The sequence below is a fragment of the Edaphosphingomonas haloaromaticamans genome, from assembly GCF_001853345.1.
Classification (GTDB): domain Bacteria; phylum Pseudomonadota; class Alphaproteobacteria; order Sphingomonadales; family Sphingomonadaceae; genus Sphingomonas_E; species Sphingomonas_E fennica.
In genome coordinates, this window is sequence record NZ_MIPT01000001.1 from 1,158,998 (window position 1) to 1,184,646 (window position 25,649).

Here is a 25,649-nt window from a genome sequence, read left to right on the forward strand (position 1 = left end):
TTCGGCCTGCAGCCGCACCGGTCCCAGACCTTCAAGCTTTCCACGGATCCGCTATTCGTCGACAAGGTTCAGGACATCGTCGGCCTCTACATGTCGCCGCCGAACCGGGCCGTGGTGCTGTGTGTTGACGAGAAGTCCCAGATCCNGGCGCTCGATCGCGAACAGCCGGTCCTGCCGNTGGCACCGGGCGTCCCTGAGCGGCGAACCCATACCTATGTTCGCAACGGCACGACCTCGTTGTTCGCAGCGCTCGACATCGNCACAGGAGCAGTGATCGGCAAATGCTACAAGCGCCACCGGGCAACCGAGTTTCTCGACTTCCTCAAGCAGATCGACGCCGCGATGCCCGAGGGACCCGATGTGCACCTCGTGATGGACAACTACGCCACGCACAAGACGCCGAGGATCAAGGCCTGGCTGGCGCGCCGTCCGCACTGGCACGTCCACTTCACACCGACATCGGCCTCCTGGATCAACCAGGTAGAACGCTGGTTCGCCGAACTCACGCGCAAGCAGTTGCAACGCGCCGTCCATCGATCCGCCGCCGAGCTCGAAGCTGACATCCTCGCCTTCATCGAGGCGCACAACGAAAACCCGAAGCCTTACCGCTGGACCAAATCCGCCGACGAAATACTCGCCTCCGTCAAGCGCTTCTGCCAGAAAGCAATGAAACGTACTTCAGATTCAGGTGACTAGTGCTCGGGCAAGCTTTTGCCGAAACGGGCTGCTATGCCGTATAAGTATGCGCAGATTGTCTGATCGTCCCGCCTTAGATCAATGAGGGGCGGGGATTTCCATGCTTTATCAAATACAAATGGCGAAGTTTGTTCCGAATATACGCCGTGCATAAAGGCGAAAACTGGTCTTACTTATTACAGCCGGCTAGGGTTCGAAGCACCTGTAGGAAATACCCTGACACCAATGCACGGTCGCGCTCGAAATTCGTCAAATATTCGTATTGACTACGCTTCATTGAGGGAAAGTCTTCATGCCCTGTCCATGGGGTCCATGACCTCGACTTTCCTGGAGCAAGTGCGATACGGGGATTGGGAATTTTTCGGCCGAGCGATGCCGGCAAGCGGTAGCCGCAGCTGCTTTCAGTTGTGTCCGCATGAATATAACCTCCTTCGGTATATTGGCTTTAACATAAGCGTCGACTAGCTCTGGCGCTGCAAATAGCTCATCCCATTGGTCGTGCTGACGGCCGACGTTGGCCAGAGCGAAATATGCAAGGGCCCCAATGATTGCACCGGCAATCGTAGCCAAAGACGATGAGCAAAAAGAGGCGCATAGACATGGCGACGACATAGCATGGTCTGTGATGTCCGCTTGGGGCCGTCTCCGGAACGGCGGATATGCAGCAAAAAGGCGGGAAAGCGACTTAGGCGCTGTCCTGTCGCCGTCTGCGGGCACCGGGCAGGAGCCGCCGCCAAAGCGGCCAGTGGGGGCGCAAAGTGAGCTCCCGAAACCGGTCATCTGTTCAGCAGTGATGCGTGGCTACCCGCGAGGCGCCACGCATCACGATGATCAGTGCGGTACAAGGCATCTAAGCAAGCCGAACGAGATGGCTGCCGCTGGCGCCCTGTTCGAACAGCCAGCGCTGCCCCGTGAAGCGCTCGATAACGTTGGCGGCGGTACGCGCATGCTGGCTTGGCTTTACGGTGGTGAATTGGCCGCCACCGGCAATTGCGAACGGGAGCAGCAACTGATCTGCCAGATACGGTCCGGCAAATGCGTCCGAAGCCAGGAAACCGGCCATGCGCTGAGCCGCGGTCTTCGCCAATGATTCCGCCGATACGCCTAGCTTGCCGAAACCGGTGACGATCTCGGTCGCATGTTCGAATACGGCCTCCAGCAATAGTGCGTTGCCCGGTCCCTGTTCCTCCGGCAGCTGGCGCACGGCGAACGCTTCTTCCGGCCAGTCCGAAAGGAACTTGCGCGCCGTCTTGATCTCGCGCTCGGCGATGCCGTACGGCAACGCCGCGAACAGCGCGGTCCCCGAAACCGACTTCATGGCACCGCGATCGAGGCAATCGATCCGCGCGAGCCGCGTCGGCGCAATCTCCATCTCGATCCGTCCACCGCCTCGCGGGAAAAAGCCGTGGCGCATCAACCGCGCGGAGACCCGAGGTCCCATGCGATTGATGACCGGCAGAAACGCGCGCTCGATGAACTCAAACAGCGGGGCCATCAAGTTGTGCGTGCCGCCCTCCAGCACCAGCCGCGACGGTGCCTCCGCCGTGAGCAGAGGCATCAGGACTGTCTGAAGCACCAGACTTGTGCTTCCCGCCGTGCCCACGGCGAAGTGATAATCTCCCGCGCGCACACGACCTGGCGTGAACGAGATTTCGGTTGAGCCGACCGCTGCACCTTCGCATTCGGCGCCGCCGACAGCGCATGCCGCCTCGACGGCCGTCAGATGCTGCCGCATCAGCCCCGGCTTGTCGCGCCGTCCACGGATATTGGTGATGCGGAACGGCTGGCCCGTGACCAGCGACAGCGCGAGCGCGTTGCGCACCACCTGTCCGCCGCCTTCGCCCCCCGATCCATCGATGATGATCATATATTCACCAGTTCCAAAAAAAGCCCGTTTGCTCGATCCGCCGCATCCGGGTGCATCGACATGGCGGGAATGTCGCCCACCCGCCCAAGCTCGTCCGCGATCAGCGCTTCGAGTTCAGGCGCGCGAAGCCCATTGGACATCTCATTCGTGCGGGCCTTGGCTTCCACCAGAAGTTCTATCCGGCCGATCATTGGCCGAGGCAAGTCGACGACCTGCAGCAGCTTCTGAAGGTTCATTGGCGGACGCACGGACGGATTGAGCCGCAATGCCCGCACCGCCAGCGCCGGACGAAGCGCGTAGAAATATTTCTTCACCGGCACGTCGCCCGGCCGATCCAGCCAGCGTAGCAAGGCGCCCCACGAAGGCGTCATCCGGCCGATAACGGATCGGCGACTTCATCCACTCGCTGATGACGGCGTTGGACTTGAGCAACAGCCCGAGCACCTTGCGTACATCCCAGCCGTTAAGGTCGATCTCATCCTCGATCGGGGTTTCGATCACGTCCCGGCCGGGGACGAGTGACAGATACCAGTCGCGCGGCCGCACATAGACGAAACGGACGTCAAAATCGCTGTCCGGCGATGGGAAACCCCACGCCCGCGAACCGGATTCCACCGCCATCAGGATGCGCACGCTGTGCGCAGCTTCGATCGCATCGAGCCGTGTTTCGATCTCACGCCGCACGGCAGGATCGATGGGATCGTGAACTTCGGTATTCATGAGAAATTCCAGAGAGTATGGTATGCGCCCTGGGGGCTACCCCTTGACGCACACCACCTGCTTCAACGTGTGGACGATCTCCACCAGGTCGGCCTGGGCGGCCATCACGGCTTCGATCGGCTTGTAGGCCTTGGGCGTTTCGTCGATCACGCCCTCGTCCTTGCGGCATTCGACGCCCGCCGTATCGGCGATATGTTCGTCGAGCGTTACCAGCTTCTTGGCTCGATGAAGAAGCTGCCGATCGCATTGCCCACGCCGCGCGAACCCGAGTGGAGCATGATCCACACGCGTTGCTCGGTATCGAGACAGAGCTCGATGAAGTGGTTGCCCGTTCCCAGAGTTCCCAGATGCACGAGGTTGTTCGTGTTCCTGAGTCGCGGATACTTGACCGTAATGCGATCGAACCGCTCGGCGAGCGTCGTCCAGGCTTCCACGATCGCCGGCGGCGGATCGCCCCATGAGCCGGTATCGCGCTTGCCCGGGCCGACATCCCGGCCATGTGGCACCGCCTGTTCGATGGCCGAACGGATGCCCTCCAGATTGTCCCGAAGATCGCTCGCCATCAGCGAGGTACGCGCCGCCATCATGCCGCAGCCGATGTCGACACCCACCGCGGCCGGAATCACCGCGCCCTTGGTCGGGATCACCGAGCCCACAGTGGCGCCGATGCCGACATGGACGTCGGGCATGGCCGCCGTCAGAGGGGGACTCGCGGAGGGCAGCGAGTCCCCGCCCGATCGGTGCGGGATCAATAGTCCCAGATGGCCGGCACCCACCGGAAGGCATCGCCGTCAATGGCCACCCGTCCCACGGACGGGAACGACAGATGCGTCGCCACCAGCAGCTCGCCGGTCGCGGCCGCTTCCTGCAGGAGGCGGAGGCGGACGCGGACCGATTCCTCCGGGTCATGCTCGAAACCGTTGTGCCAGTCGGGATGGTCGAAGCCGACGGGGAATATGGCATCCCCGGCGAAGGTCAGCCGCTCGCCTTCCGATGTCACGCGGACGACGCTATGTCCCGGCGTATGGCCGCCGGTGCGCCAGGCGAGCACGCCCGGCGCGACCTCATATTCCTCCTCGAAGATCCGCAGCTTGCCGCCATATTCCTTCATGAACTGCTGCGCAGTCGACCGGAGCACATCCGGCACCGGCGTCGGCATGGCGGTGAGGGCGAAATCGGGAGATCCCCAGAAATCGACCTCGGTGGCCGATACGTGGATCCGCACGTCCGGACGCAACCGGTTCTTCACCTCGTCGACGAGCAGCCCGCCGATATGGTCCATGTGCATGTGGGTGATCACCACGTCGGTTATCGAGGCGAGATCGATACCGGCGGCCGCCAGCCGCCTGGGAAACTGCCCGGCCCGCGGGAAGCCGGAAAACTGGCCGCCCAGCCCGGCGTCGACGAGTATGGTCTGATCGCCGCTGCGCACGACGAGGACGTTCAATGCCCAGTCGAATGCGTCCGGCCCCAGGAACATGTCCCTGAACCACGCCGCCCGCACGTCCGGATCGACGTTGGTGGACATCGTTGCGGTCGGCAGGGGCAGCACGCCGTCGCTGACCACCAGCACATCGATTTCGCCGACCTGCAGTGCATAGCGCGACGGAACCAGCTCCTCGGATACCGATCCGCCGAGGGACGAAATATTGTCCAGTTTCATGATTCTATCCTCCTGAACGCCGCCCTGAGCGCGACATTGAGGAGGCTAGGTCCAGGTGGGGCCACGGTCGATTGGATCGAAGGATCGGGCCTGTCCTACCACGGTATAGGTCGCCCCATGCGGAGTGCGGGGCGCCGGAATACCCAGGGCGAACAACGGAAGGCATAAGGCGGTAACGGCTCCGCCGACCGATAGCAGACGAGGCGCGAGGCTCGCCGCCCTCAGGCGCGAGGCGGTGCCCCCGGAACGGTGAAGCGGAACTCGGCCCCGCCTTCGGGATGGTTGGCGGCGGCAATATGGCCGCCATGGGCGACGATGATCGACTGACATATGACGAGGCCGATCCCCAGCCCGCTTTCCTTCGTCGTAAAGAACCCCTCGAACACATGTTCGAGATTGACGGAGTCTATGCCCGGACCGGTATCGCGGACGGAGAGAAACACGATGCCGTCATCGTCCAGCCCGGTCTCCAGAATGATCGCGCATTCGGCGCCGCTGCCCGCTTCGAGCGCCTGGATGCTGTTCATGAGCAGGTTGACGATCACCTGCTGCAGCTGGATGCGATCGCCGATCACCATGGGCAATCCCTCGGCAAAGGCGGTCGTTATCCGGATGGAACGGGATTCGATCTCATGGCGCAGGAACAGCATGGATTCCTGCGCGGCCTGGTTGAGGTCCAGCGCCGCCCGCTCGGGCTGGTGTTTGGCCGCCATGCCCCGGATGCGCTGGACGATATCGTTGGCGCGATGGGCACCGGCGGCGATGCGGGCGGTCAATTCCTTGACCTTGGCGATATTGGGTTCCTCACGCGCAAGCCAGCGCAGGCTGGTTTCCGCGTTGGTGAGGATCGCGGCGAGCGGCTGGTTGACCTCATGCGCGATGGATGTCGTCAATTCGCCCAGCGTGGATATGCGGGCCGCATGCGTGAAATCCGCCTGCAACTGGCGTAGCTGGGCTTCCATCTCCAGCCGGGCCGTCACGTCCTCCACGCTGAAGATGGTAACGTCCAGCTCTGCCGACGATATGGGATAGGTGACGGATAGCTGCACGTCCCGGACCCTTCCGTCGAGGGTTTGCACCTTCGTGAGCTCGCTATAGCTGGGCTGGTTGTTGAAACGGCCGATCATCACGTTGCGCAACGTGGTGCGATTGGCGAGGAGCAGATTGCCCACGGGCCGGATGAGATCGAGCGCGCTGTTCCCCCCGAACATTTCGACGGCCCTGCGGTTGACGTCCGTCACCACCACGGTTTCGGCCGCATGCTCGACCAGCTCGGGGTGATCGTCCAGATAGCTGCCGAAATCCTCGACGCCTTCGGACCCGAGCCTCTTGTAGATCTTCCCCATATGGCTGGCGTCCACCTGCAAAAGGGCGGTCGGCATATAGTGGACGAGCTTGCGATAGCGCGCCTCGCTGGCCCGCAGATAGAGATAGGACCGGTCGTCGTCGGCCGTGCCATTCACGGCTACGAATATCCGGCCGGGCGTGTCCGCCAGCCACAATGTCACCATCGGATCGCGCAATATCCCGTCGGAGGCGAGCTGCCGCCTGTGGGTGGTCCCCGTCGCGCCGGCAATGACGGCCTCGGCGATCAGATCGCCCAATATGGCGCGGCTCTCGATCGGCCAGAAGGCCGCCACCGACTGGCCGATCATCACGGCCGGGCCGCGATTGCCGCCGACCAGGCGCGCGGCGCGATCATTCACCTCGATCACGCGGCTGGCCTCCACCAGCGATAGCAGTCGCGCCTCGCGCGCGGCCGGCCCCTCCTCGACGCCCGCCGCAATCGCGGCAATCGAAGGTTGCGCGCCGGTTATGTCGATTTCCCAGCTTGCCGCCATCAGGCGGTCGGGAATATGCCAGTCCGGCCTCGCCGGCTCGCCATCCGTGGGCGCGCGCTGCCCATATTCCACGACGTCCCGCAGCGTGCCGTCACTGTGGAAACGGGCATATTGGCGGATGTCGACCGCGACATGATCGCCGGAAAAGGTGCGGCGGCTGACCTTGCCCTGCCAGGCCCCCTCCCGCAGCAGGAGCTGCCAGTGATCCCGCTCGTCGGCGGATCGCCAGGACAGATGATCGATGCTCCGGCCGACCATGCCGAGCGAGGGCCAGCCGTAAAGCGCCTCGGACGCGGGGTTCCAATATCGGATCCTATCCACGGCATCGAAGACGATGATGCTTTCCGACGCCAGATCGGCGATATGGAGGTCGGCTTTCGCGGCCCCCGCATCCGGCACGGCGGGTATCATTCCGCCGGTCCCCGGGGAATGGCGGCGCCCCTGTCCCGAAGCGCCAGCCTCAGTTGACCGAGCAGCACCTCGTCGGCGACCGGCTTGCCGAGCCACGCGCGCGCGCCGAGCGCCAGCGATCGCGCTCGGGTGCGTTCGTCCACCACCGAGGTAAGGACAATGGCGGGCAGATCCGAGCCGAGATCGCGCAGATGCTCCAGAAGCTCGAGGCCGCTCATGCCCGGCATCCGCATGTCGGTAATCAGGCAATCGAACGGTGCGCGCCCGACCTCGGCCAGAAAGGCCGATGCCCGTTCGAAGGGGTGACAGGCGAAGCCTTCCAGCATCAGCAGGTCCGACAGCGCGTCACGGATAGCTTCGTCATCGTCCACGATCGCAACGATGGGAATTCTGGACAAGCGGCTCAGTCCTCACAGGGGGCGGCCTTCGGCCGATTGGGCCGGTCTCGCTCAATCGGGAGGATTTTGTAACCATACCAAGGTCTAGGGCCAATCGACATTCAGCCCTGGCGGCCTGCAAATGGCGGTTTCCTGCGCTTCCGGTGCTCACCTCCTTTGAGTAGGCTGCGCTCCGGGTCACAGAAAACCACCATTTTCGTCGCGCCATCATCTGAATGTCAATTGGCCCTAGGCCCGCTGGCTCTGGCGCAACTCCTCGGGCAGGATTTCCCACGCGCGGATGAGCTCCCCGACCGATGAGGCCTGCATCTTCTTCATCACATTGCTGCGATGGAGCTTGACCGTGATTTCCGTGATGCCGAGATCAAAGGCGATCTGCTTGTTGAGGCGGCCGCGTGCCACTTCCCTCATCACCTGGCTTTCGCGCGGCGTCAGCGTGGCGAAACGATCGACATGCTGCTGGATGACCTGCGCATGCGCCCGCTGCTTTGCGTAGCATTCGACACCCGTGATGACCGCATCGATCAGAGTCTGGTCCCTGACGGGCTTGGTCAGGAAATCGATCGCGCCGGCCTTCATCGCCTGCACCGACATCGGGATATCACCATATCCGGTGAGGAAGACGATGGGCCTCGATATTCCGGCGGCGCTCAGCCGCTGCTGGAGGTCGAGGCCGCTCGATCCCGGCATCCGCACATCCAGGACGAGGCAGGACGCCTGCTCGAGCAGGGACGATTCGAGCAGATCCCGCGTCGATCCGAAGCCGTGCGCTTCCATTCCCACGGACAGCATCAGTTCCTCGATTGCCGTCCGCACCTCCTCGTCATCATCGACGATCAGAACAAGGGGGGCCTCGTCGGCCGTGGCGGTGCTGGTCATCTTCATTCCCCTGATATCGTCACCTCTCCGGCCTTGCGGGTGCGCGCGTCGAGCCTGTCGCCGAACCAGCCGTTTACCTCTTCGGAAAAGCCGGCAGGCGCCTTGCGGGTCACGGCCTGCCCGATATCGGCGAGCGAATAAGCGGCCAGCATATCCCGCATCGCCTTTTCCGCCTTCAGCATCACCGCATGGATCGAGCATGTGCCGTTCGTGGCCCATCCCGGCGGCCGGGCGCCGAAAATCGCGCAGCGCCCCCGAATGTCCTGGCAGGCGAACAATGGGTTGGCCCCTTCGATCGCATCGACGATCTGCAGGATGCTGATCTGTTCGGGCGCCCGCGCGAGCAGATAACCGCCGCGCACCCCCTCGACGGCCCGAACGATGCCGGCCTTTCCCAGCTTGCCGAAGATCTTGGTCACGAAGCTGGGGGATATGCCCTGAAATTCGGCAAGGTCGCGCCCGCTGCGGGGCTGATCGTCAGTGCCGGCCAGCCATAGCAGGCAATGAATCCCATATTCCACGCTGGCAGTCAGGTGAGCCATAACACGGACTATATTGGTCCGCGTTATGCGGGGCAAGGCGGTTCCCGGCATTCTCCGTCAGGGCAGGGCATGACGCCAGCGACGCGCATGCCCTGCGATCAGCGCCTTCGGCCGAGTTGAACCAGCTCGTCTGCCTCCCTCAGGGCCTTTTCCGAAAATCCCGCCGCCAGGGCCTTGCCGGTTTCCTCGATGGCCGGCGCCCCGTTCGTTTCGCGGAGCAGGATGCAATAGCGCCGCAGCGCTTCCAGCCGCCCGTCCGCCAGTTGGTTCGGGGGAGACGCGCCGCATAGCCAGCCCAGGAGCCGCGCCAGCGCGCGGGGCGGCTGGATGCTGGACGGGTGATCGAACAGCGATAGGGCAACCACGCCCTGTTCCAGCGCGGTCAGCGAAGCCTGCACCGGCTTCGCCATGCCGGCGAAGCCCTTGGTGTCGAGCGGTGAATCGTAGGTCGATAGGGTTGCGAGACAATCGCTGTTCGACCAATCCTGATTTTCCAGAAACATCGGACTCTCCTTCCGAGGCCGGGCCGACGGAGGGGCTTCCCTCCGCCGTCGCCCGGTTCACCGCGGAGCCGCCTCCGTCAGAAATCGATGGTCCGGGCGGCAAGCACATTCTCATAAGCGGCCGTGCGTTCGGCGGCCGGGGGGTAGATCCAGACCTCGTTGATCTCTTTCTTGACGGCCTTGGCCTGCGCCCCGGTGATCTGGACCTGGGAGTCCCAGCCGCGCGTGAAGATCGCCGCGTCGGGGCCAAGGTCCAGACAGGTCACATAGACCGGCTGATCATAAGGGAGCGTCGGTTCCCCAAGCAGATCCGCCGCGGCATTATGCCCGGCAAAGGCGCCCAGGCGGCGGGCATGCTGGCACGACATGGCCGCATAATTTCCCGCGGCATCGGTCCGTGCCCTGGCCGTATCGCCGGTCGCGAAGATATGCGGCGCTTCCGGCACGCGCAGGTCGGGCTCCACGACGATGCGGCCCAGATTGTCCCGTTCGGCGGGCAATTGCGCGGTCAGCGGGGAAGCGCGCATGCCGCCGGACCAGATCACGGTGGAGGTTTCGATCCGTTCGCCGTCGCCCAGCGTGACGCCGCCTTTATCGAGCGCCGCGATGCCGACGTTCAGGCGGGTCTCCACGCCCAGCGCGCGCAGCCGCTCCTCGATGAAGGGCCGGGGTTCGGCGCCCATTGCCGGCGCGACATGTTCCGATCGATCGACGATGATGACGCGGATATCGGCGTCTTCGCCCAGTATCTCGCTGAGGCGCCCAGGCATCTCGGTCGCGAATTCCAGCCCGGTGAAGCCGGCGCCGCCGACCACCACCGTATTGCGCGCCGCCGATGCCGGCTTCTCCGCCAGTGCGTGCAGGTGGCGATCGAGCGCGACCGCCTCGTCCAGCTGCGTGGCGGCGAAGCCGAATTCGGCGAGGCCGGGGATGGGCGGCGCAAAGCCGTCGCTGCCTGCCGCGAGAACCAGTCGGTCATAGGGAAGGGTGGCCGAGGCGCCGTCCGCCGCAACGACCGTGATCGTCGATGCGGCGCTGTCGATCGTCTCTACGCTGCCCTGACGATGGTCGATATCGGTCGCCGCGAATAATTCGGCGAGAGGGGCGACCATCTGTTCGGGATTGCGCTCGTAGAGACGCGGACGGATGACCATTTCCGGCGCCGGCGACACGACGGTGATCGCCAGTTCGTCCGGCGAGACGCCTTTTTCGTGGCGCAGGCGGGAAGCGCCGAGCGCCGCCATCATTCCCGCAAAGCCCGAACCGATAATCACGATATTCCTGGACATGATAACCCTCCTGGCCTGGCTGTTGAGCAATGAGACCGGTCGAGCATTTCCATTGGCGCGAATATCCGGGTCCACAGGCGAACATGCGGAGCGGACCGGCGAGCCAGTCGGAAAGCAGCGATGATGTCTGTTGCCGGATGCCGCCCGCAGATCCTTCAGGCGTTCATCCGCTCAGGGTGTCGAGCCAGCGCCGGCTTGGCCGCCTCACTCTCTCTTCACCTCGATCGATCGGAAAATCCTCTCGATGCCCCATTCATAATGAACGCGGCTGGCGCCTGTCGAGAATGAGGCGCCCTATGCGAAGGTTCAGGATGCCCTGTCCGGGGTATAGGCCGCGACCGCATCTGCGGGGCGCCGGCTCATTGTGCGGGAGCGCCGGAAATGGTTCGGAGACGGCGTGGAGTTCGGGCGCGTCGATAGGAGGACGCCGCTCCTCACCCTCCCCGGAGAGCGGCGATGACGGCGTCGTTTTCGTGGGGCAGGCCGATGGTGATGCGGATCCAGTCGTCCAGCGGAGGGAAGGGGCGGGCGATGGCAATGCCGGCGGCGGCGAGATGCTGCCGCAGGGCCGCTGCGCGGGGGGATTTGAAGAAGACGAAATTGGCGCGGCTGTCGCTATGTTCCAGGCACAGCTCGTCGAGCGCGCGGGTGAGGCGGGCGCGCTCGGCGAGCGTGCGGGCGCGGACGTCCTGGATGTGGCGCTGATCCTCGAGCGCGGCGCCGGCCGCCGCGAGGGCGAGGCGGTTGAGCGAATGCGGCGCGCCGATGCCGGCCTTGCGCAACCCTTCCGCCAGCGGCGTCGGGGCCACGGCATAGCCGATAGAGAGGCCCGCCAGCCCGTAGATCTTGGCGAGCGTCCGGAACACCAGCACGTTGGCGCCTTCGCGCACATGGCGGATCGCGCTCTGCGCCGCGAAATCATCATATTCGAGATAGGCTTCGTCGATGACGACCAGCGTCCGCCGCGCGGTTTCGCGGATGAAGCGATCCAGCTGATCGCGATCGTTGACGGTGCCCGACGGGTTGTGCGGATTGACGAGGTTCACCGCCAGCGTGCGATCGTCCACCGCGCGCGCCAGCGCCGGCAGATCGTTTTCCAGCCGCGCGTTGAGCGGCACGCCCACGGCCACGCCGCCGNGCGGGGCGGCGGCGTCCACCAGGGCCGTATAGCCGGGCGTGGAATAGACGATGCCGCCGCTGCCCCCCGCGCCGCTGGCGCGCTGGCGGGCGAGGTAGAGGCCGAGCGGCTCCAGCACCTCGCCGATCACCACCTGATCGGGGCGGACCTGCTCCAGCGCCGCGATCTGCGCGGTGAGCGCGTCCACCTCGCCTTGGTCCACATAACGGTGGATGCCCTGCACATGGGCGGCGATCGCCTGGCCCACGCGCGGCGAGGGGCCGTAGGCGTTCTCGTTGAGGTTGAGGCGGATGGGCTCGCCGGCCGGGCCGGCGGCCGCCGCCACGCCCGGCCCGATCGCGCCGGCCAGCAAAGCGGTGCCCCCGGCCGCAAGCCAGCCCCGGCGGCTCATCTTCGGTGCGGATATATCAGCCATCAGAATTTGAACCCCAGCCGGACATAGTAGAAGGCGCCGCTGAACCCGAAGGGCGAGAATTCGCTATAGGGGAAGACGCCGAAGGTGTCCGCCCCGGTAAGCTGCGGGGTCGAGGCGATGTTCCGGGTCGGATAGACGTTGAAGATATTGTTCGCGCCCAGCGTGGCGCTGATATTTTCCGTCACCCGGCCGGTGAAGCTGAAATCCGTCACCCATTTGGCCTTGAGCTGCTGGATCACGTCGACATTGCCGGCCGCGCCCGACTGGGTGGGCACGGTGCGGAAGGGCGTGGAGCCCTGCGCGATCAGCGCGACATTGGCGGGGGACTGGTTGGTCAGCGCCACCTGTTCCACCCGGCCGTAGCGCGTGGTGCGGGCATCGAAGCTGATCGGACCGATCGACCAGTTCGCGCCGAGCGCGATCTTGTCGCGCGGCTGGCCATGTTCGATGCGAACCCGCTCGTTGATGTCGAACAGGGGCGTGGTGATGCCGAGCGCGGTGATCTGACCGGGCGTTTCGCCCACGCGGCGCAAGCGGACATGGTTGTAATTATAGGCGCCGGTCAGCCGCAGCGAGCCCCATTGATCGAGGTTGGCGGTATAAGCGGCGGTGATGTCCACGCCCTGCGTGCGCGTATCGATGGCGTTGGTGAAGTAGCGCACGCTCGTCACGCCGGGAATGCCGATCGAGGCGAGATAGTCGCGCAGGCTGCTGCTGCCGGCCGCATCCACATAATTGGAGGAAAGGGCGATCTGGTCGTCGATATCGATATGATAATAATCGACCGAGGCGGTGAGCCCGCCGCCCGCGAAGGTAAGGCCGCCGCCGAAGCTGGTGGACTTTTCGGGCTTCAGGTCCTGCGCGCCGAGCGCCTGGGCCAGCGCCGAGCCGACCGGCGCGGTGCGGACCAGCACGAATTCCGGAAAGCCCGTGCTGTTGTTGACGATGGTGCGCGAGCTGGTGGAGCTGAAATATTGCTGGGCGAGCGAGGGGGCGTGGAAGCCCGTGCTCACCGATCCGCGCAGCGCGAAGCCGGCCGGCAGCTCGATGCGGGTCGCGGCCTGGCCGTTCCAGGTATCGCCGAAATCGCTGTAATCCTCATACCGGCCGGCCAGGTTCACCTGCCAGCCCTTCACCGGCTCGCTGTTCAATTCGACGAAGGCGCCCACCGCATGGCGATCCGTATCCACCGCATCGCCCGGCTGGATGCCGGCGAAGCCCTGCGACCCGATGGTCGGCACCGCCCCGGCATTGGGGCCGTCGAGGATGCGGGCCGGGCCGAAGGCATAGCTCGCCGGCTCGCCCGGCGAGATCTTGTAGCCGTCATATCGCAGCTCCGCGCCGAAGGCCAAGCCCAGGGGGGCGGCGAGGCCGACCTCGAAATCGCGGGAGAAAGTGAGGTCCGTGGTGGATTGCCAGTTGCTGAACTTACCGGCGTAGAAGCTGGTGGGACTGTCCGTGCCCAGCGTCGCGTTCAGCGTGTTGTTGGGCCGATATTCGATGCTGTTGCCGCCATAGACGGAGGACAGATCCCAGTCCCAGCCCGAAAGATCGCCACGCAGGCCGAGGGCGGCCGAATAATCGATGCTCTTGGTATCGATGAAGGGCAGGAAGCCGTCCGGATAGATGGCGCGGACATTCTCGTCCTGGCCGGGGCGGCGGAAGGAGGCGTTGGAATGGGCCTTGCTCTCGCGATAGCCGCCGAAGCCGTAAAGCTCGATGGAATCGCCCAGCGGCTTCCTCAGGTTCACGACGAGACTGGCATCCTTGAGATCGCCTTCGTCGGCGAAGCGCCAGACATTGCGATCGACCGTCGCCTCGCGCGGATCGAGCGTCGTGCCGGCCACGCCGCCCGGCGGGTTGAGGCCGATCCCCGCGCCATAGCGCGCCGAAAGCGGCTGCGGCGTGCCTGTGGGCGAGATGCCGAAATAGAATTGGCGGGTATCGGGCAGCGCGCGGTTGGCGCCCTTATGGTCGCGATAATAGCCCGTCAGGTTGATGAAGCCGTCATCGCCCAGCTTCACGCCGCCGCCCAGCGAGAATTCATAGGTGTCGCCGCCGCCGTCATAGGTGGTGCCGGCGCTGGCCGTGCCGTGGATGGCCGTATCCTCGCGCAGCAGGATGTTGACGACGCCGGCGATCGCATCCGATCCATATTGCGCGGACGCGCCGTCGCGCAGGATTTCGATCCGGCCGATCGCGGCGGCGGGGATCTGGTTGAGATCGGTGGGTGTCGATCCCTTGCCGATCGTGCCGCCGGTATTCACCCAGGCGGCGCTGTGCAGGCGCTTGCCGTTCACCAGCACCAGCGTCTCATCTGGCGAAAGGCCGCGCAGCGAGGCCGAATGGATCTGGGTGTTGCCGTCCGGCGTGGTCGGCGTGGCGAAGGCGAAGGATGGCGCGAGCTGGCGCAGCACCTCGGTGGTTTCCTGATAGCCCGAAGCGCGCAGATCCTCGCCGCGCAGGGAATCGATCGGCACCGGCGAGGTGGTGACGGTGCGATCGCCGAAGCGGGTGCCGGTGACGACGATGTCGTCGCGGACAGCCGCGCTTTCGGCCGGCGCGCCATCGATGCCCTGTGCGTGCGCCTCGAGGGACAGCAGCGATACGGTGAGGAAAAGTGCAGGTTTCAGGCGCATGAACGACCCCCATTGTTGCCTGCCGCCGGGGATAGTCTACCGTTTCGGTAGTGAAAGATAGAAAATCTATCAATGCCCTGAATTTTTGGGTGAAAGGGGGTCGGGTTTCGATGCGACGCAGCCGACGGAATCGGGATCAAGCGATCCGCCCGGCCCGGGCCGTCATCCTTCTTTCAAGGGAGGGCACAGGCGAACGAGGTGGATCGTCCCGTCCCTTATATCGGCGCCGGCATCGGCGCGGCCGGGCTGTTCGAGGCCCTAACTACCGCCCCCGCGCCGCAAGGTTTTCGCGCACCCTCTCCAGCCAGCCGATCAGGGTGCCGAGCGCCTGGTTGCCTTTGCCGAGCAGGCCGTTCAGCTCCTCCTCCGCCGCCTTGCGCTGGCTGGCCTCGGGTTCGGGCAGCGGCGGCAGGATGTGGGCGTAATAGGTCTTGCCCAGCAGCCGGTGGAGCAGGCGTTCGCCGGGGAAGGGCTCGTTGTTGTTGAGCGCCCGCGCGGCCTTCAGCAGGGAACGGATGTCATATTGGGTCGGGCTGATATCCGGCACCTGCTTGGGCAGGCCGAGCAGGGTGTAGACGGCGATGCGCGCGGTGCGGATCGAGCTGTCCATGGTGAAGATGATGTCGTTCGACGTCTCGACGAACTGGCCCATCAGGCCGAGATTGGTGCAGCCCGCCGGCACCACGTGCGGCCGGTCGCCCGCGGCGCGGGGCATGAACTGGGCGGTGATGTAGGGCATCAGCGCGAGCCGCGCCTTGGTGTTCGCCACCACCGCGTCCAGATGCTCCCCGATGCCGAGATGATGGCACAATTCGGCCAGGATCTCGCGGCCGGTGCAGGCGGGCATCGGCTTTTTGACGTGGTTGCCCTCCTTGTCCATCAGCAGCGCATAGACCCAGACCACCAGCACATCCTTGGGCTGGGTGGGAAAATGGGGCTGGCGGTTGCAGGTGAAGCTCAGCACCCAGTTGGAATCGGTGAAGGTGATGACGCCGCCCGTCACCGTCTTGCCCGAATAGGGATCGTTGACGGACAGTTCCTTCAGCTTGTCGACAAAGGGGGAGGGCCAGCAGGTGAGCGTGACCGATTCCCACATCGACCGATCGATATCGCCGTAGAATTTCTCCGGCTTCCCGAAGACGGGCGATTTCTTCGCGAGGTTCTTCCACAGCGCCCAGTCGCTCTCGTCGCCGGGATCGTGCCGGCCGCGTTCGAGCACGGGGGCGGTGTCCATGTCGCCATAAGCCGTGCCCTCGGTCATCGATCCGGTGATCGCGAACACCAGGTCCTTCGGGCCGACGGGAATGGCCGCATCCTTGCCGCCTTCCTTGATCTTGATCGCGGTGACGGTGCGCGCATCGCCCGCCACCGCCATGTCGAGATCATAGCCGCGCGTATCGAACCGCACCTTCACGCCGCGTTCCTGCAAATGGGTGACGAGCGGGCGGACGAAGGTGTCGAACTGGTTATATTTGGGGAAGACCAGCGCCGACATGTCGGTCAGCCCGTCGATCGCATCGAGGAAGCGGTGCATGTAGAGCTTCATCTCGAGCAGGCTCTGCCAGTTCTCGAACGCGAACATCGATCGCCAGAGGAACCAGAAATTGGTCTCGAAAAAGCCGGGGCTGAAATATTGCTCGATGGTGACGTCGTCGAGATCCTCCTTGCGCTTCAGCATCAGGCGGATCAGCTCCCATTGCTGGGATCGGGAAAGGCCCAGCGTGGAGAAATCGCGGATCTGCCCGCATTTGTGCATGAGGCGGGACTTGGAATAATTGGGGTCGGCGTCGTTGACGAGGCGATATTCGTCCAGCACGCTGTAGCCTTCGGGCAACTCCAGCGCCTGGACGTCCTGGAACATGTCCCACAGATTGTCGTAGTTCCAGTTCATCTCGCGGCCGCCGCGGACGATATATCCCTCCTCCGGGTTGCCGGCGCCGTCCAGCGATCCGCCCTCGATCCGCATCGTATCCAGGATGGTGATGTCCTCGCCGGCCATGCCGCCGTCGCGGATCAGGTAGAAGGCGGCGGCGAGCCCGGCGATGCCGCTGCCGATGATCCACGCCTTGCGCCCTTCCACCGGCTCGCGCGGCACCGGGCGGTTGCGCATATAGGCGCCCATCATGTCGGGGGGCGGCAGGGTGGTATCGGCCCGCTTGCGCCAATAGCCGGCCGTGGCGTCCGCCTCGACCTGGAATGGGCTGGCTTTGGCGGCTTCCTCGGTCATCGGGGCGTCTCCATGAAGGGGAACGATCGGCGGCGAACTGGCGCGCTTCCCTCCAACATCCGAGGAGGCAAAACGTTTCGGGGCAAAATGTTTCGGGCGGCGCGGCTTGGGTGCTTGCCCGCGGCGGCCGGGTGTCGCGGACCCCTTAAATTCCCGGCGGCGTCATCCTAGATCCAATGGGATGACCAGAATATTCCTTGCGGGCGCCACCGGCCTTGTCGGCGGCGGCGTCCTCGCCCTTGCGCTGGCGGACGATCGCGTCACGCAGGTGGTGGCCCCGACCCGCCGGCCGCTGCCCCCGCACCCCAGGCTGCTGAACCCGATCGGGGATGGCGCCAGCCTTCCCGCCGATGCGCCATGGTGGGCGGTGGACGGCGCCGTCTGCGCGCTGGGCACCACGCGGGCCAAGGCCGGATCGGCGGCCGCCTTCCGCGCTGTCGATCATGATTATGTCCTGGCGGTGGCCGCGCGGGTCCGCAAGGCCGGCGCCCGGCGCTTCGCCCTGACATCCTCGATGGGCGCGGATGCCCGGTCGCGCTTCCTCTATACCCGCACGAAGGGGGAGGTGGAGGATGCCGTCCGCCGGCTGGCCTTCCCGTCGCTCACCATTCTCCGCCCGGGCCTGCTCGGCGGCGACCGGGGCGAGCATCGCCCGATGGAACGGTTCATGGATATGGTCCTGCGGGTCGCGGGGCCGATCCTCCCGCCCGCCGCGCGGATCAGCCCCGCCGCCACCGTCGCCGCGCTGCTCCTCGAGGCGGCGATTTCGGGCGGGGACGGCACCCATATCGTCACCTCCGCGGATGTCGCCCGCATCGCCGCCCAAGGCCGTTCCTGAATGTCCGGGCGCAATCGCTATCATGACGGCCCCGTTACCGATCATTATGACGGCACCCGTTTCCTGAACCCCGCGGGCGAGCCGGAGACGGACCGCTCGCTCGGCGATCTCCTCCGCTGGCGCCGCACCGCGCCGCGCACGTCATGGCCGAAGTCGGTCCCCGTGGCGCCCGTCATTCCCGATGCGCGGGTGGCGGGGCTGCGCGTCACCATGGTGGGCCACGCGACGCTGCTGATCCAGGCCGGCGGGCTCAACATCCTCACCGATCCGGTCTGGTCGGATCGCGCCAGCCCCTTGTCCTTCGCCGGCCCGCGCCGCGCGACGGCGCCTGGCGTGGCCTTGGACTCCCTGCCGCCGATCGATGCCATCCTGTTGTCGCACAACCATTATGATCATCTCGACATCGCGACCCTGCGGGCTCTCCACGCCCGGCACACCCCGCTGATCGCCACGCCGCTGGGCAATGACAGCATCGTCCTCCGCCATATCCCCGATGCCCGCATCTGGGCCGGCGACTGGGGCGATCATGTCGCGATCGGCGCCGCCGAGGCGCATGTCGTGCCGGCGCTGCACTGGTCGTCCCGCGGCCTCGGCGATCGCCGCATGGCGCTCTGGGGCGGCTTCATGCTGCGCGCGGCGGGCCGGCTGATCTATTTCGCGGGCGATACCGGCTACGGCACCGGCAACATCTTCCGGGCGCTGCGCCAGCGCTTCGGCCCGGTCGATCTCGCCCTGCTTCCCATCGGTGCCTATGATCCGCGCTGGTTCATGGCCGCGCAGCATTGCGACCCCGACGAGGCGATCCAGATCATGCTCGATCTCGATGCCCGTGCCGCCCTCGGCATGCACTGGGGCACGTTCAAGCTGACCGACGAGCCCCGCGACGATCCGGCGCTCCGCCTGGCCGCCGGCCTCGCCGCACGCGCGATCGACCCGGCCCGCTTCGTGGCGATGCACCCGGCGGACGTGGCCGATTTCGGGTAGATGGCGGCGGAAGCGTGCGGCATGCTGCGCGCCGGCCCCGCCGATGTGCGAGCATCGGCCGACAGGGGAGGTGGCGATGGCAATTCCCGATGAGCTTCCGGCCGCGCTGCGGGACGTCGGTCTGCGGCCGCTCTTCGCGATGACGGTCACGGTTCCGACGGTCCATGCGCCCGGCGGCCCGGCCGGCGCGGAGCGCCGCATCGGCGACATTTCCGGGGGCGGCTTCCGGGGCGAGCGACTGTCCGGCGCGGTGCTTCCCGGTGGGACGGATTGGCAGACGCTGCGCAGCGACGGCGCCGTCCTGCTGGATGCCCGCGTCGTGCTGCGCACCGATGACGGCGCCTCGATCGCGATGAGCTATACCGGCATCCGCCATGGCCCGGCCGAGGTGATGGCGCGGCTTGGCCGGGGCGAGGATATCGACCCGACGACCTATTATTTCCGGATCGCGCCCGTCTTCGCGACATCCGCGTCGCGCTATGAATGGCTCAACCGCATCGTCGCGATCGGGGTGGGCCATCGGCTGGCCCATGGCCCGATCTACAACATCTTCGAAATTCTCTGAGATCGCGCTTCAGCCGTTCTTGCGCGCATGTTCGAGCAGATTGTCCCGGAGCCGCGCGACGGCCTTCTGCACCTGGCTGAATTCCTCCGCTTCCAGGCCTGATGCCGCGACCAGCGTGCGCTGGGCGCCTTTTTCCCGCAGGGCGCGGCCGGCATCGGTAAGGCTGATGACGACCTGCCGCTCGTCGGCGGGATCGCGCTGCCGGCGCACATAGCCCAGCTCCTCCAGCTTCTTGAGGATCGGCGTGAGGGTGTTCGATTCGAGGAACAGCTTCTCTCCAAGGCTTTTGACAGTCTGTTCGTCCTCCTCCCACAGGGCGACGATGATGATCCACTGGGTGTAGGTGACGCCCAGCTCCTCCAGTATCGGTTTGTATGCACGGCCATAAGCGAGGTTGGCCGAATATATGGAAAAGCAAAGGAAATCAGCCAGTTTTGGCTGATTGGTGGGGGCAGCCGATTTCTCGTTCATGATGGGATCCAGCGGGTTTGTTGCCTGTCAGGCTCATATATATCGCATCCGATGAAATCGGAAGGGTTGACATGTTTGATGGGCAGGTCCATTTCAATCGTATCCGATCTAATCGGAACCGATCATTCAAATCGAAGGACATGGATCATGATTGAGAAGGTGCTTTTCACCGGCCGCACCCACACCAGCGGCGGCCATGACGGTATCACCCGCAGTAGCGACGGCTTTCTGGACATCCGGCTGCCCGAACCGCATCCGGCGGCCGAGCAGCTCTTCGGGGCCGCCTGGTCGGCCTGCTATATCGGGGCGATCGGGGTTGCCGCCGCCGAACGGAAGATCGCGCTGCCGGCCGACCTGGCGGTGGATGCCCAGATCGAGCTGGCCCGCAACGGCGGCGGCTTCTTCCTGCGCGCCCGGCTCGACGTGAGCTTGCCGGGCATCGACCGCGCCGTGGCGCGCGAGCTTGCCGATGCCGCGCACGGGATCTGCCCTTATTCGAAGGCGGTCCACGGCAACATCGACGTTGCGACCAATATCCTCTGAATCCTCCGGCACGGATCGGGGTTCTTCATCGCTCTGAAGCCCCGGTCCGTGCCCCGGTTCCCAAAATCGATGGAGCTTGCCATGAGCATATATTCCGACGCCATAGCGACGCCGGCCCCGCCCGCGCTCGTCTTTGCCGCCCAGCCGCGCTTCCATGCCGTGACGGCCACGACCGCCATCGTCGCGGGCCTGGCCACCTTCGGCACGCTTGCGATGCACCTGCCGGCGCCGGCCATGTTCCTTGGCTGGATCGCCTACAGCGTAGGCGGGCAGAGCTTGCGGGAAAGTGCCGGCAACCTGCTTTCCTTCCTGATCGGCCTGGCCTTCGGCATCGGCACCGCGATAGTCATCGCCTGGCTGGCGCCGGCGTTGGGAACGGCCGCCACGCCGGTTGCCGTGGTGGGTGTCGTCCTGCTGGTGATGAGCTTGCGGACCTTCGCCCCGGTCAACAATCCGCTGGCCTATTTCCTCGGTCTCACCAGCTTCTTCTATTCGGGCTTGCCGCCCGAGGTTGCGAGCTTCACCCTGCTGGCAGGCGCGGCGGTGATCGGCGGGGCATCGGCTGCCATTGCGGGACACCTGCAATCGCTGGTTGAATCCGAGGGAGATCGCTGATGACCGCTGCACCCGTTGATCCGCGCCGCCGCCACTTCCTCGGGCTCGCGGCGATCGCTCCGGCGGCCATGGCTTTCGGCCTGACCCGGCCGGTGGCCGCGGCGGCCGGGCCGGCCGCCAGCTTCGGCCCGCTCCGGCAGGTTGCCGCTGGCGAACTTTCCATCGCTTATGTCGAAACCGGCCCGGCCTCCGGCCGCCCGGTCATCCTGCTCCACGGCTGGCCCTATGACATTCACAGCTATGCCGATGCCGCACCCCTGCTCGCCGCGGCCGGTTATCGGGTGATCGTCCCCTATCTGCGCGGTTTCGGGGGCACGCGTTTCCTTTCGGACGCAGCCCCGCGCAACGCGCAGCAATCGGTGCTGGCGAAGGATGTGATCGCGCTGATGGATGCGCTTCGCATTCCCAAGGCGATCCTGGGCGGTTGCGACTGGGGGGCGCGGACGGCGAATATCGTTGCCGCGCTCTGGCCGGAACGCTGCGAGGCGATGGTGTCGGTCAGCGGCTACCTGATCGGCAGCCAGCAGGCCAATCAGGCGCCGCTCCCGCCCAGGGCGGAACTGGCCTGGTGGTATCAATTCTACTTCGCCACCGAACGCGGCCGCATCGGATATGAACGCAACCGCGGCGCTTTCGCACGGCTGATCTGGCAGACGGCCTCACCCGAATGGAAGTTCGACGATGCCACTTTCGATCGATCGGCACAGGCGTTCGACAACCCCGATCATGTCGCGATCGTGATCCACAATTATCGCTGGCGCCTGGGCCTTGCCGCCGGGCAGCCGCAATATGATGCGCTGGAGGCGCGGCTGGCGGAAGCGCCCGTCATCACCGTGCCGACGATCACGATGGAAGGGGATGCCAACGGCGCGCCTCATCCCGAACCATCGGCCTATGCCCGCAAATTTTCGGGGCGCTATGCGCACCGGCTGATCACGGGCGGCATCGGCCACAATCTGCCGCAGGAAGCGCCGCGTGCCTTTGCCGATGCGGTTATCGCCGTGGCCTCATCCGGCTGAGGCCGGACGAGGCCGACGCCGGCTAGGTCAGGAAGCCGGCGACGGCCGCCGCGAAATCGGCCGGACATTCCACATTGGAAAGGTGGGCGGCGGGCAGGATGTGGAGGCGGGCGTCGCGGGCCTGGTTCTGCAGGAATTCGGCGTCCGCGATCGTGGTGGACGGGTCCTCGCTTCCCGCGATGATCAGGGTGCGGCTATGGTTGAGGCCGGCCGTCGGCCGCTGGTCCATGTCGCGGATGGCGGCGCAGCAGCCGGCATAGCCCGCCGGATCATTGGCCAGCAGCATGGCGCGGATCGGGGCCACGGCACCGGGATTGGTGGCTGGAAAGCCCGGGGTGAACCAGCGGCCCAGCGAGGCATCGGCAAGCGGCGCCATGCCATCGGCCAGCACGCCTTCGATCCGCGCCTGCCAGCCCGAAGGCGGCCCCATATAAGCCGAGGTGTTGGCGAGGACGAGGCCGCGCAGCCGTTCGGGCGCGCGGTGGGCAAGCCATTGGCCGACCATGCCGCCCTTGGACAATCCGCAGAAATGAACGGCGGCAAGCCCGAGCGCATCGAGCAGCTCCGCCGCATCCCGGCCGAGCCGATCGATGGAATAAGCGCCGGCGGGGCAGGCCGAGGCGCCGTGGCCGCGGCCGTCATAGCGCAGCACGCGGAAATCCCGTATCCACGCATCCATCTGCGGCGTCCACATGCCCATATCGGTGCCGAGCGAGTTGGAGAGCAGCAGCACCGGCGCCTCCGCCGGACCATCGAGGCGATAGGCGATGCGGCAGCCGTCGCCGGCGATGAAGAAGGATTTTTCCATCAGATCCTTTCCACGGCGATGGCCAGGCCTTGGCCGACGCCGATGCACAGGGTGGCAAGGCCGTAGCGGCCGCCGGTGGCTTCGAGCTGGTGAACCAGCGCCTGCAGGATGCGCGCGCCCGACATGCCGAGCGGATGGCCGAGCGCGATCGCCCCGCCATTGGGATTCACGCGGGCATCGTCATCGGCGATGCCGAGGCCGCGCAGCACGGCAAGACCCTGGCTGGCGAAGGCTTCGTTGAGTTCGATCGCGTCGAGATCGTCGATCGCTAGGCCCAGCCGCGCGAGCAGCTTCCGGGTGGCGGGCACCGGGCCGATGCCCATCACGCGCGGCGCGACGCCGGCGCTCGCCATGCCGAGGATGCGGGCACGGGGCTTGAGGCCGTGACGCTGCGCCGCCGCCCGATTGGCGAGGATCATCGCCGCCGCCCCGTCATTGACGCCGGAGGCGTTGCCGGCCGTCACCGTGCCGTCGGGGCGGACGATGGGTTTCAGCCTCGCCAGCCCATCGGCGGTGGTTTCCGGACGGGGGTGCTCGTCCGTATCGACGATGGTTTCGCGGCCCTTGCGATCGGCGATTATGACGGGAACGATTTCCTCCGCGAACCAGCCGCGTGCCTGGGCGGCGGCCGCCCGCTGCTGGCTGCTCAATGCGAAGGCATCCTGATCCGCGCGCGACACGGCATGGTCGGTCGCGACATTCTCGCCCGTTTCCGGCATGGAATCGACGCCATAGGCGGCCTTCATCTTCGGATTGACGAAGCGCCAGCCGATCGTGGTGTCATGGATCGCGTTGCTGCGCGAAAAGGCGCTTTCCGCCTTGGGCATGACGAAGGGCGCGCGGCTCATGCTTTCGGCGCCGCCCGCGATCATCAGATCGGCATCGCCCGAACGGATTGCGCGGGCGGCCGTGCCGATCGCATCGAGGCCGGAGGCGCAGAGCCGGTTGACGGTCGATCCGCCGACGCTTTCCGGCAGGCCGGCGAGCAGGGCGGCCATGCGGGCGACGTTGCGATTATCCTCGCCCGCCTGATTGGCGGCGCCGAGGATCACGTCGTCGATCGCCGCCGGATCGATACCGGTGCGTTCGATGAGCGCGCGGATCGGGATGGCGGCGAGATCGTCGGCCCGGACGGCGGCCAGCGCGCCGCCATAGCGGCCGATCGGCGTGCGGACGGCATCGCAGATGAAGGCTTCGGTCATGCCGCCAGCGCCTCCACGCGGATCGGCGCGCCGGTCTTCGCCACGATTTCCTCGACGCCGACGCCGGGCGCGGTTTCCAGGAGGGTGAGGCCGCCGGCCTTCCGATCGACGGCGATGACGGCGAGATCGGTGACGATCAGGTCCACCACCGCCTTGCCCGTCAGCGGCAGCGAGCAGCGGTCCAGGATCTTGGGGCTGCCGTTCCTGGACACATGATCCATGACGACGATGACGCGCTTCACGCCGGCCACCAGATCCATGGCGCCGCCCATGCCCTTCACCATCTTCCCCGGGATCGTCCAGTTGGCGAGATCGCCATTGGCGGCGACTTCCATCGCGCCGAGGATCGCCATGTCGATATGGCCGCCCCGGATCATCGCGAAGCTGTCCGCCGAGGAGAAGAAGCTGGAGGTGGGAAGTGCTGTGATCGTCTGCTTTCCGGCGTTGATCAGGTCCGGATCCGCCTCGCCCTCATAGGGAAAGGGGCCGATGCCGAGCATGCCGTTTTCGGACTGGAGCGTCACCTCCACGCCGGCCGGCACATGATTGGCCACCAGCGTCGGGATGCCGATGCCGAGGTTCACATAATAGCCGTTGCGCAGCTCCTTCGCGGCGCGCGCGGCCATATCGTCGCGGGTCCAGCCGGCCATCAGGCGTTCTCCTCAAGGCGCGCGCGCGGCCGTGTCGTCAGCTTCTCGACCCGCTTTTCGTTGATCGTCGAAAGGACGATGCGGTCGACATAGATGCCGGGCGTGTGGATGCAGTCCGGGTCGAAGGTGCCGGCGGGCACGATCTCCTCCACCTCCACCACCGTGATCCTGCCGGCGGTGGCCATGTTGGGGTTGAAGTTGCGCGCCGTCTTGCGGAACATCAGGTTGCCGGCGGGGTCCGCGCGCCAGGCCTTGATGATGGAAAGATCCGCGCGCAGCCAGGTTTCGCGGACATATTCCTCGCCCTCGAACATTTCCGTGGGCTTGCCTTCCGCCACCACGGTGCCGACGCCGGTCTTGGTGTAGAAGGCCGGGATGCCCGCGCCGCCCGCGCGGATGCGTTCGGCTAGCGTGCCCTGCGGGTTCAGTTCCAGCTCCAGCTCGCCCGACAGATACTGGCTTTCGAACAGCTTGTTCTCGCCGACATAGGACGAGATCATCTTGCCGATCTGGCGGCTTTCCAGCAGCATCCACAGGCCGAAGCCGTCGGCGCCCGCATTGTTGGAGACGACCGTCAGATCCTTCACGCCGCTGGCGCGGATTTCCGGGATCAGGCTTTCGGGATTGCCGGAAAGCCCGAAGCCGCCGGACATGATTGTCATCCCGTCGAACAGCACGCCTTCCAGGGCCGCCCGGGGCGACGGATAGATTTTGTCGGGCATGGAT

At 65.7% G+C, this 25,649-nt stretch carries 26 protein-coding genes and 1 pseudogene; 7 read left to right on the forward strand and 20 right to left on the reverse strand.

The features are described 5' to 3' along the window. On the forward strand, positions 1–696 hold a 696-nt coding region (locus BHE75_RS05465; protein WP_070932947.1), incomplete at its 5' end, for an IS630 family transposase. Positions 697–1,546: 850 nt separating this feature from the next. Here the strand turns inward: BHE75_RS05465 and rtcA are convergent. From rtcA to BHE75_RS05530, 15 genes and pseudogenes are all read right to left on the reverse strand, one after another. After that, positions 1,547–2,563, reverse strand: coding sequence for an RNA 3'-terminal phosphate cyclase (gene rtcA / locus BHE75_RS05470; protein ID WP_070932953.1), 1,017 nt, complete (start codon positions 2,561–2,563; stop codon positions 1,547–1,549). Then, entirely contained in the window at positions 2,560–2,934 is a 375-nt protein-coding gene (locus tag BHE75_RS24865) for a DNA polymerase beta superfamily protein (protein ID WP_070932955.1), read from the reverse strand. Before BHE75_RS24865 ends, rtcA begins: the two co-directional genes overlap by 4 nt. Next, a pseudogene (locus BHE75_RS25180) lies at positions 2,909–3,283 on the reverse strand (DNA polymerase beta superfamily protein); the annotation flags it as partial. The gene BHE75_RS24865 and the pseudogene BHE75_RS25180, both read right to left, overlap by 26 nt. Positions 3,284–3,319: 36 nt before the next feature. Beyond that, on the reverse strand, positions 3,320–3,568 hold the full coding sequence (locus BHE75_RS25185; protein WP_302622699.1) for an RtcB family protein: 249 nt from the start codon (positions 3,566–3,568) through the stop codon (positions 3,320–3,322). Further along, complete coding sequence (locus tag BHE75_RS05480) at positions 3,490–3,972, reverse strand: RtcB family protein (protein WP_070932958.1); 483 nt, start codon at positions 3,970–3,972, stop codon at positions 3,490–3,492. Before BHE75_RS05480 ends, BHE75_RS25185 begins: the two co-directional genes overlap by 79 nt. Positions 3,973–4,031: 59 nt before the next feature. After that, on the reverse strand, positions 4,032–4,946 hold the full coding sequence (locus BHE75_RS05485) for an MBL fold metallo-hydrolase (protein ID WP_015459682.1): 915 nt from the start codon (positions 4,944–4,946) through the stop codon (positions 4,032–4,034). 221 nt (positions 4,947–5,167) lie between these two features. After that, on the reverse strand, positions 5,168–7,186 hold the full coding sequence (locus BHE75_RS05490) for an ATP-binding protein (RefSeq protein ID WP_254684364.1): 2,019 nt from the start codon (positions 7,184–7,186) through the stop codon (positions 5,168–5,170). An 8-nt stretch (positions 7,187–7,194) separates the two neighbouring features. Beyond that, positions 7,195–7,596, reverse strand: coding sequence for a response regulator transcription factor (locus tag BHE75_RS05495; protein ID WP_070932962.1), 402 nt, complete (start codon positions 7,594–7,596; stop codon positions 7,195–7,197). 228 nt (positions 7,597–7,824) lie between these two features. After that, positions 7,825–8,475, reverse strand: coding sequence for a response regulator transcription factor (locus BHE75_RS05500; RefSeq protein ID WP_070935526.1), 651 nt, complete (start codon positions 8,473–8,475; stop codon positions 7,825–7,827). A 2-nt stretch (positions 8,476–8,477) separates the two neighbouring features. Then, positions 8,478–9,017: an RrF2 family transcriptional regulator gene (locus BHE75_RS05505; protein ID WP_070932964.1), complete on the reverse strand. Its 540-nt coding sequence runs from the start codon at positions 9,015–9,017 to the stop codon at positions 8,478–8,480. Positions 9,018–9,115: 98 nt separating this feature from the next. Next, the gene (locus BHE75_RS05510) at positions 9,116–9,520 is read right to left on the reverse strand and encodes a hypothetical protein (protein WP_070932968.1); all 405 of its coding nucleotides are present in this window, start codon (positions 9,518–9,520) and stop codon (positions 9,116–9,118) included. A gap of 77 nt (positions 9,521–9,597) precedes the next feature. After that, the gene (locus BHE75_RS05515; protein ID WP_070932970.1) at positions 9,598–10,809 is read right to left on the reverse strand and encodes an NAD(P)/FAD-dependent oxidoreductase; all 1,212 of its coding nucleotides are present in this window, start codon (positions 10,807–10,809) and stop codon (positions 9,598–9,600) included. A 434-nt stretch (positions 10,810–11,243) separates the two neighbouring features. Beyond that, entirely contained in the window at positions 11,244–12,362 is a 1,119-nt protein-coding gene (locus tag BHE75_RS05520; protein ID WP_254684365.1) for a pyridoxal phosphate-dependent aminotransferase, read from the reverse strand. Continuing rightward, the gene (locus tag BHE75_RS05525) at positions 12,362–15,001 is read right to left on the reverse strand and encodes a TonB-dependent receptor plug domain-containing protein (protein WP_070932976.1); all 2,640 of its coding nucleotides are present in this window, start codon (positions 14,999–15,001) and stop codon (positions 12,362–12,364) included. The genes BHE75_RS05520 and BHE75_RS05525 overlap by 1 nt, the downstream gene beginning before the upstream one ends. A 262-nt stretch (positions 15,002–15,263) precedes the next feature. Continuing rightward, positions 15,264–17,228 (reverse strand): oleate hydratase, encoded by a 1,965-nt coding sequence (locus tag BHE75_RS05530; RefSeq protein ID WP_070932978.1) that lies wholly within the window; start codon positions 17,226–17,228, stop codon positions 15,264–15,266. Positions 17,229–17,409: 181 nt separating this feature from the next. On the opposite strand from BHE75_RS05530, the gene BHE75_RS05535 reads away from it, so the two are divergent. The 3 genes from BHE75_RS05535 to BHE75_RS05545 all read left to right on the forward strand — a co-directional run bounded on the left by BHE75_RS05535 (position 17,410) and on the right by BHE75_RS05545 (position 19,615). Next, positions 17,410–18,066 carry an NAD-dependent dehydratase gene (locus BHE75_RS05535; RefSeq protein WP_070932980.1) on the forward strand — a complete coding sequence of 219 codons (657 nt, stop codon included), beginning with the start codon at positions 17,410–17,412 and terminating at the stop codon, positions 18,064–18,066. Beyond that, positions 18,067–19,050, forward strand: coding sequence for an MBL fold metallo-hydrolase (locus BHE75_RS05540; RefSeq protein ID WP_070932982.1), 984 nt, complete (start codon positions 18,067–18,069; stop codon positions 19,048–19,050). A 76-nt stretch (positions 19,051–19,126) separates the two neighbouring features. Further along, entirely contained in the window at positions 19,127–19,615 is a 489-nt protein-coding gene (locus BHE75_RS05545) for a DUF3237 domain-containing protein (protein ID WP_070932984.1), read from the forward strand. A gap of 9 nt (positions 19,616–19,624) precedes the next feature. Here BHE75_RS05545 and BHE75_RS05550 read toward each other — a convergent pair whose 3' ends face one another. After that, positions 19,625–20,086: a MarR family winged helix-turn-helix transcriptional regulator gene (locus BHE75_RS05550; protein WP_070932986.1), complete on the reverse strand. Its 462-nt coding sequence runs from the start codon at positions 20,084–20,086 to the stop codon at positions 19,625–19,627. 147 nt (positions 20,087–20,233) lie between these two features. Between BHE75_RS05550 and BHE75_RS05555 the strand changes: the two genes are divergently transcribed. The 3 genes from BHE75_RS05555 to BHE75_RS05565 all read left to right on the forward strand — a co-directional run bounded on the left by BHE75_RS05555 (position 20,234) and on the right by BHE75_RS05565 (position 22,263). Further along, positions 20,234–20,629 (forward strand): Ohr family peroxiredoxin, encoded by a 396-nt coding sequence (locus BHE75_RS05555; protein ID WP_070932988.1) that lies wholly within the window; start codon positions 20,234–20,236, stop codon positions 20,627–20,629. Between the two features lie 81 nt (positions 20,630–20,710). Continuing rightward, positions 20,711–21,244: a DUF1097 domain-containing protein gene (locus tag BHE75_RS05560; protein ID WP_015459697.1), complete on the forward strand. Its 534-nt coding sequence runs from the start codon at positions 20,711–20,713 to the stop codon at positions 21,242–21,244. Further along, positions 21,244–22,263 (forward strand): alpha/beta fold hydrolase, encoded by a 1,020-nt coding sequence (locus tag BHE75_RS05565; RefSeq protein WP_070932990.1) that lies wholly within the window; start codon positions 21,244–21,246, stop codon positions 22,261–22,263. Before BHE75_RS05560 ends, BHE75_RS05565 begins: the two co-directional genes overlap by 1 nt. 22 nt (positions 22,264–22,285) lie before the next feature. Here BHE75_RS05565 and pcaD read toward each other — a convergent pair whose 3' ends face one another. The 4 genes from pcaD to BHE75_RS05585 are packed head-to-tail and all read right to left on the reverse strand — an operon-like array spanning position 22,286 to position 25,645. Further along, the gene (pcaD, locus tag BHE75_RS05570) at positions 22,286–23,071 is read right to left on the reverse strand and encodes a 3-oxoadipate enol-lactonase (protein ID WP_139181652.1); all 786 of its coding nucleotides are present in this window, start codon (positions 23,069–23,071) and stop codon (positions 22,286–22,288) included. Beyond that, complete coding sequence (gene pcaF / locus BHE75_RS05575) at positions 23,071–24,273, reverse strand: 3-oxoadipyl-CoA thiolase (RefSeq protein WP_070932992.1); 1,203 nt, start codon at positions 24,271–24,273, stop codon at positions 23,071–23,073. The genes pcaD and pcaF overlap by 1 nt, the downstream gene beginning before the upstream one ends. Next, entirely contained in the window at positions 24,270–24,923 is a 654-nt protein-coding gene (locus tag BHE75_RS05580) for a 3-oxoacid CoA-transferase subunit B (protein WP_070932994.1), read from the reverse strand. Before BHE75_RS05580 ends, pcaF begins: the two co-directional genes overlap by 4 nt. After that, positions 24,923–25,645, reverse strand: coding sequence for a CoA transferase subunit A (locus BHE75_RS05585; protein ID WP_070932996.1), 723 nt, complete (start codon positions 25,643–25,645; stop codon positions 24,923–24,925). The genes BHE75_RS05580 and BHE75_RS05585 overlap by 1 nt, the downstream gene beginning before the upstream one ends. Positions 25,646–25,649 lie beyond the last annotated feature (4 nt).

Coding starts and splice junctions, on each gene's coding strand:
- rtcA (WP_070932953.1), bottom strand. CDS start 2,563: ATGATCATCATCGATGGATCGGGGGGCGAAGGCGGCGGACAGGTGGTG.
- BHE75_RS24865 (WP_070932955.1), bottom strand. CDS start 2,934: ATGACGCCTTCGTGGGGCGCCTTGCTACGCTGGCTGGATCGGCCGGGC.
- BHE75_RS05480 (WP_070932958.1), bottom strand. CDS start 3,972: ATGCCCGACGTCCATGTCGGCATCGGCGCCACTGTGGGCTCGGTGATC.
- BHE75_RS05485 (WP_015459682.1), bottom strand. CDS start 4,946: ATGAAACTGGACAATATTTCGTCCCTCGGCGGATCGGTATCCGAGGAG.
- BHE75_RS05500 (WP_070935526.1), bottom strand. CDS start 8,475: ATGACCAGCACCGCCACGGCCGACGAGGCCCCCCTTGTTCTGATCGTC.
- BHE75_RS05505 (WP_070932964.1), bottom strand. CDS start 9,017: ATGGCTCACCTGACTGCCAGCGTGGAATATGGGATTCATTGCCTGCTA.
- BHE75_RS05510 (WP_070932968.1), bottom strand. CDS start 9,520: ATGTTTCTGGAAAATCAGGATTGGTCGAACAGCGATTGTCTCGCAACC.
- BHE75_RS05515 (WP_070932970.1), bottom strand. CDS start 10,809: ATGTCCAGGAATATCGTGATTATCGGTTCGGGCTTTGCGGGAATGATG.
- BHE75_RS05525 (WP_070932976.1), bottom strand. CDS start 15,001: ATGCGCCTGAAACCTGCACTTTTCCTCACCGTATCGCTGCTGTCCCTC.
- BHE75_RS05530 (WP_070932978.1), bottom strand. CDS start 17,228: ATGACCGAGGAAGCCGCCAAAGCCAGCCCATTCCAGGTCGAGGCGGAC.
- BHE75_RS05535 (WP_070932980.1), top strand. CDS start 17,410: ATGACCAGAATATTCCTTGCGGGCGCCACCGGCCTTGTCGGCGGCGGC.
- BHE75_RS05540 (WP_070932982.1), top strand. CDS start 18,067: ATGTCCGGGCGCAATCGCTATCATGACGGCCCCGTTACCGATCATTAT.
- BHE75_RS05545 (WP_070932984.1), top strand. CDS start 19,127: ATGGCAATTCCCGATGAGCTTCCGGCCGCGCTGCGGGACGTCGGTCTG.
- BHE75_RS05550 (WP_070932986.1), bottom strand. CDS start 20,086: ATGAACGAGAAATCGGCTGCCCCCACCAATCAGCCAAAACTGGCTGAT.
- BHE75_RS05555 (WP_070932988.1), top strand. CDS start 20,234: ATGATTGAGAAGGTGCTTTTCACCGGCCGCACCCACACCAGCGGCGGC.
- BHE75_RS05560 (WP_015459697.1), top strand. CDS start 20,711: ATGAGCATATATTCCGACGCCATAGCGACGCCGGCCCCGCCCGCGCTC.
- BHE75_RS05565 (WP_070932990.1), top strand. CDS start 21,244: ATGACCGCTGCACCCGTTGATCCGCGCCGCCGCCACTTCCTCGGGCTC.
- pcaD (WP_139181652.1), bottom strand. CDS start 23,071: ATGGAAAAATCCTTCTTCATCGCCGGCGACGGCTGCCGCATCGCCTAT.
- pcaF (WP_070932992.1), bottom strand. CDS start 24,273: ATGACCGAAGCCTTCATCTGCGATGCCGTCCGCACGCCGATCGGCCGC.
- BHE75_RS05580 (WP_070932994.1), bottom strand. CDS start 24,923: ATGGCCGGCTGGACCCGCGACGATATGGCCGCGCGCGCCGCGAAGGAG.
- BHE75_RS05585 (WP_070932996.1), bottom strand. CDS start 25,645: ATGCCCGACAAAATCTATCCGTCGCCCCGGGCGGCCCTGGAAGGCGTG.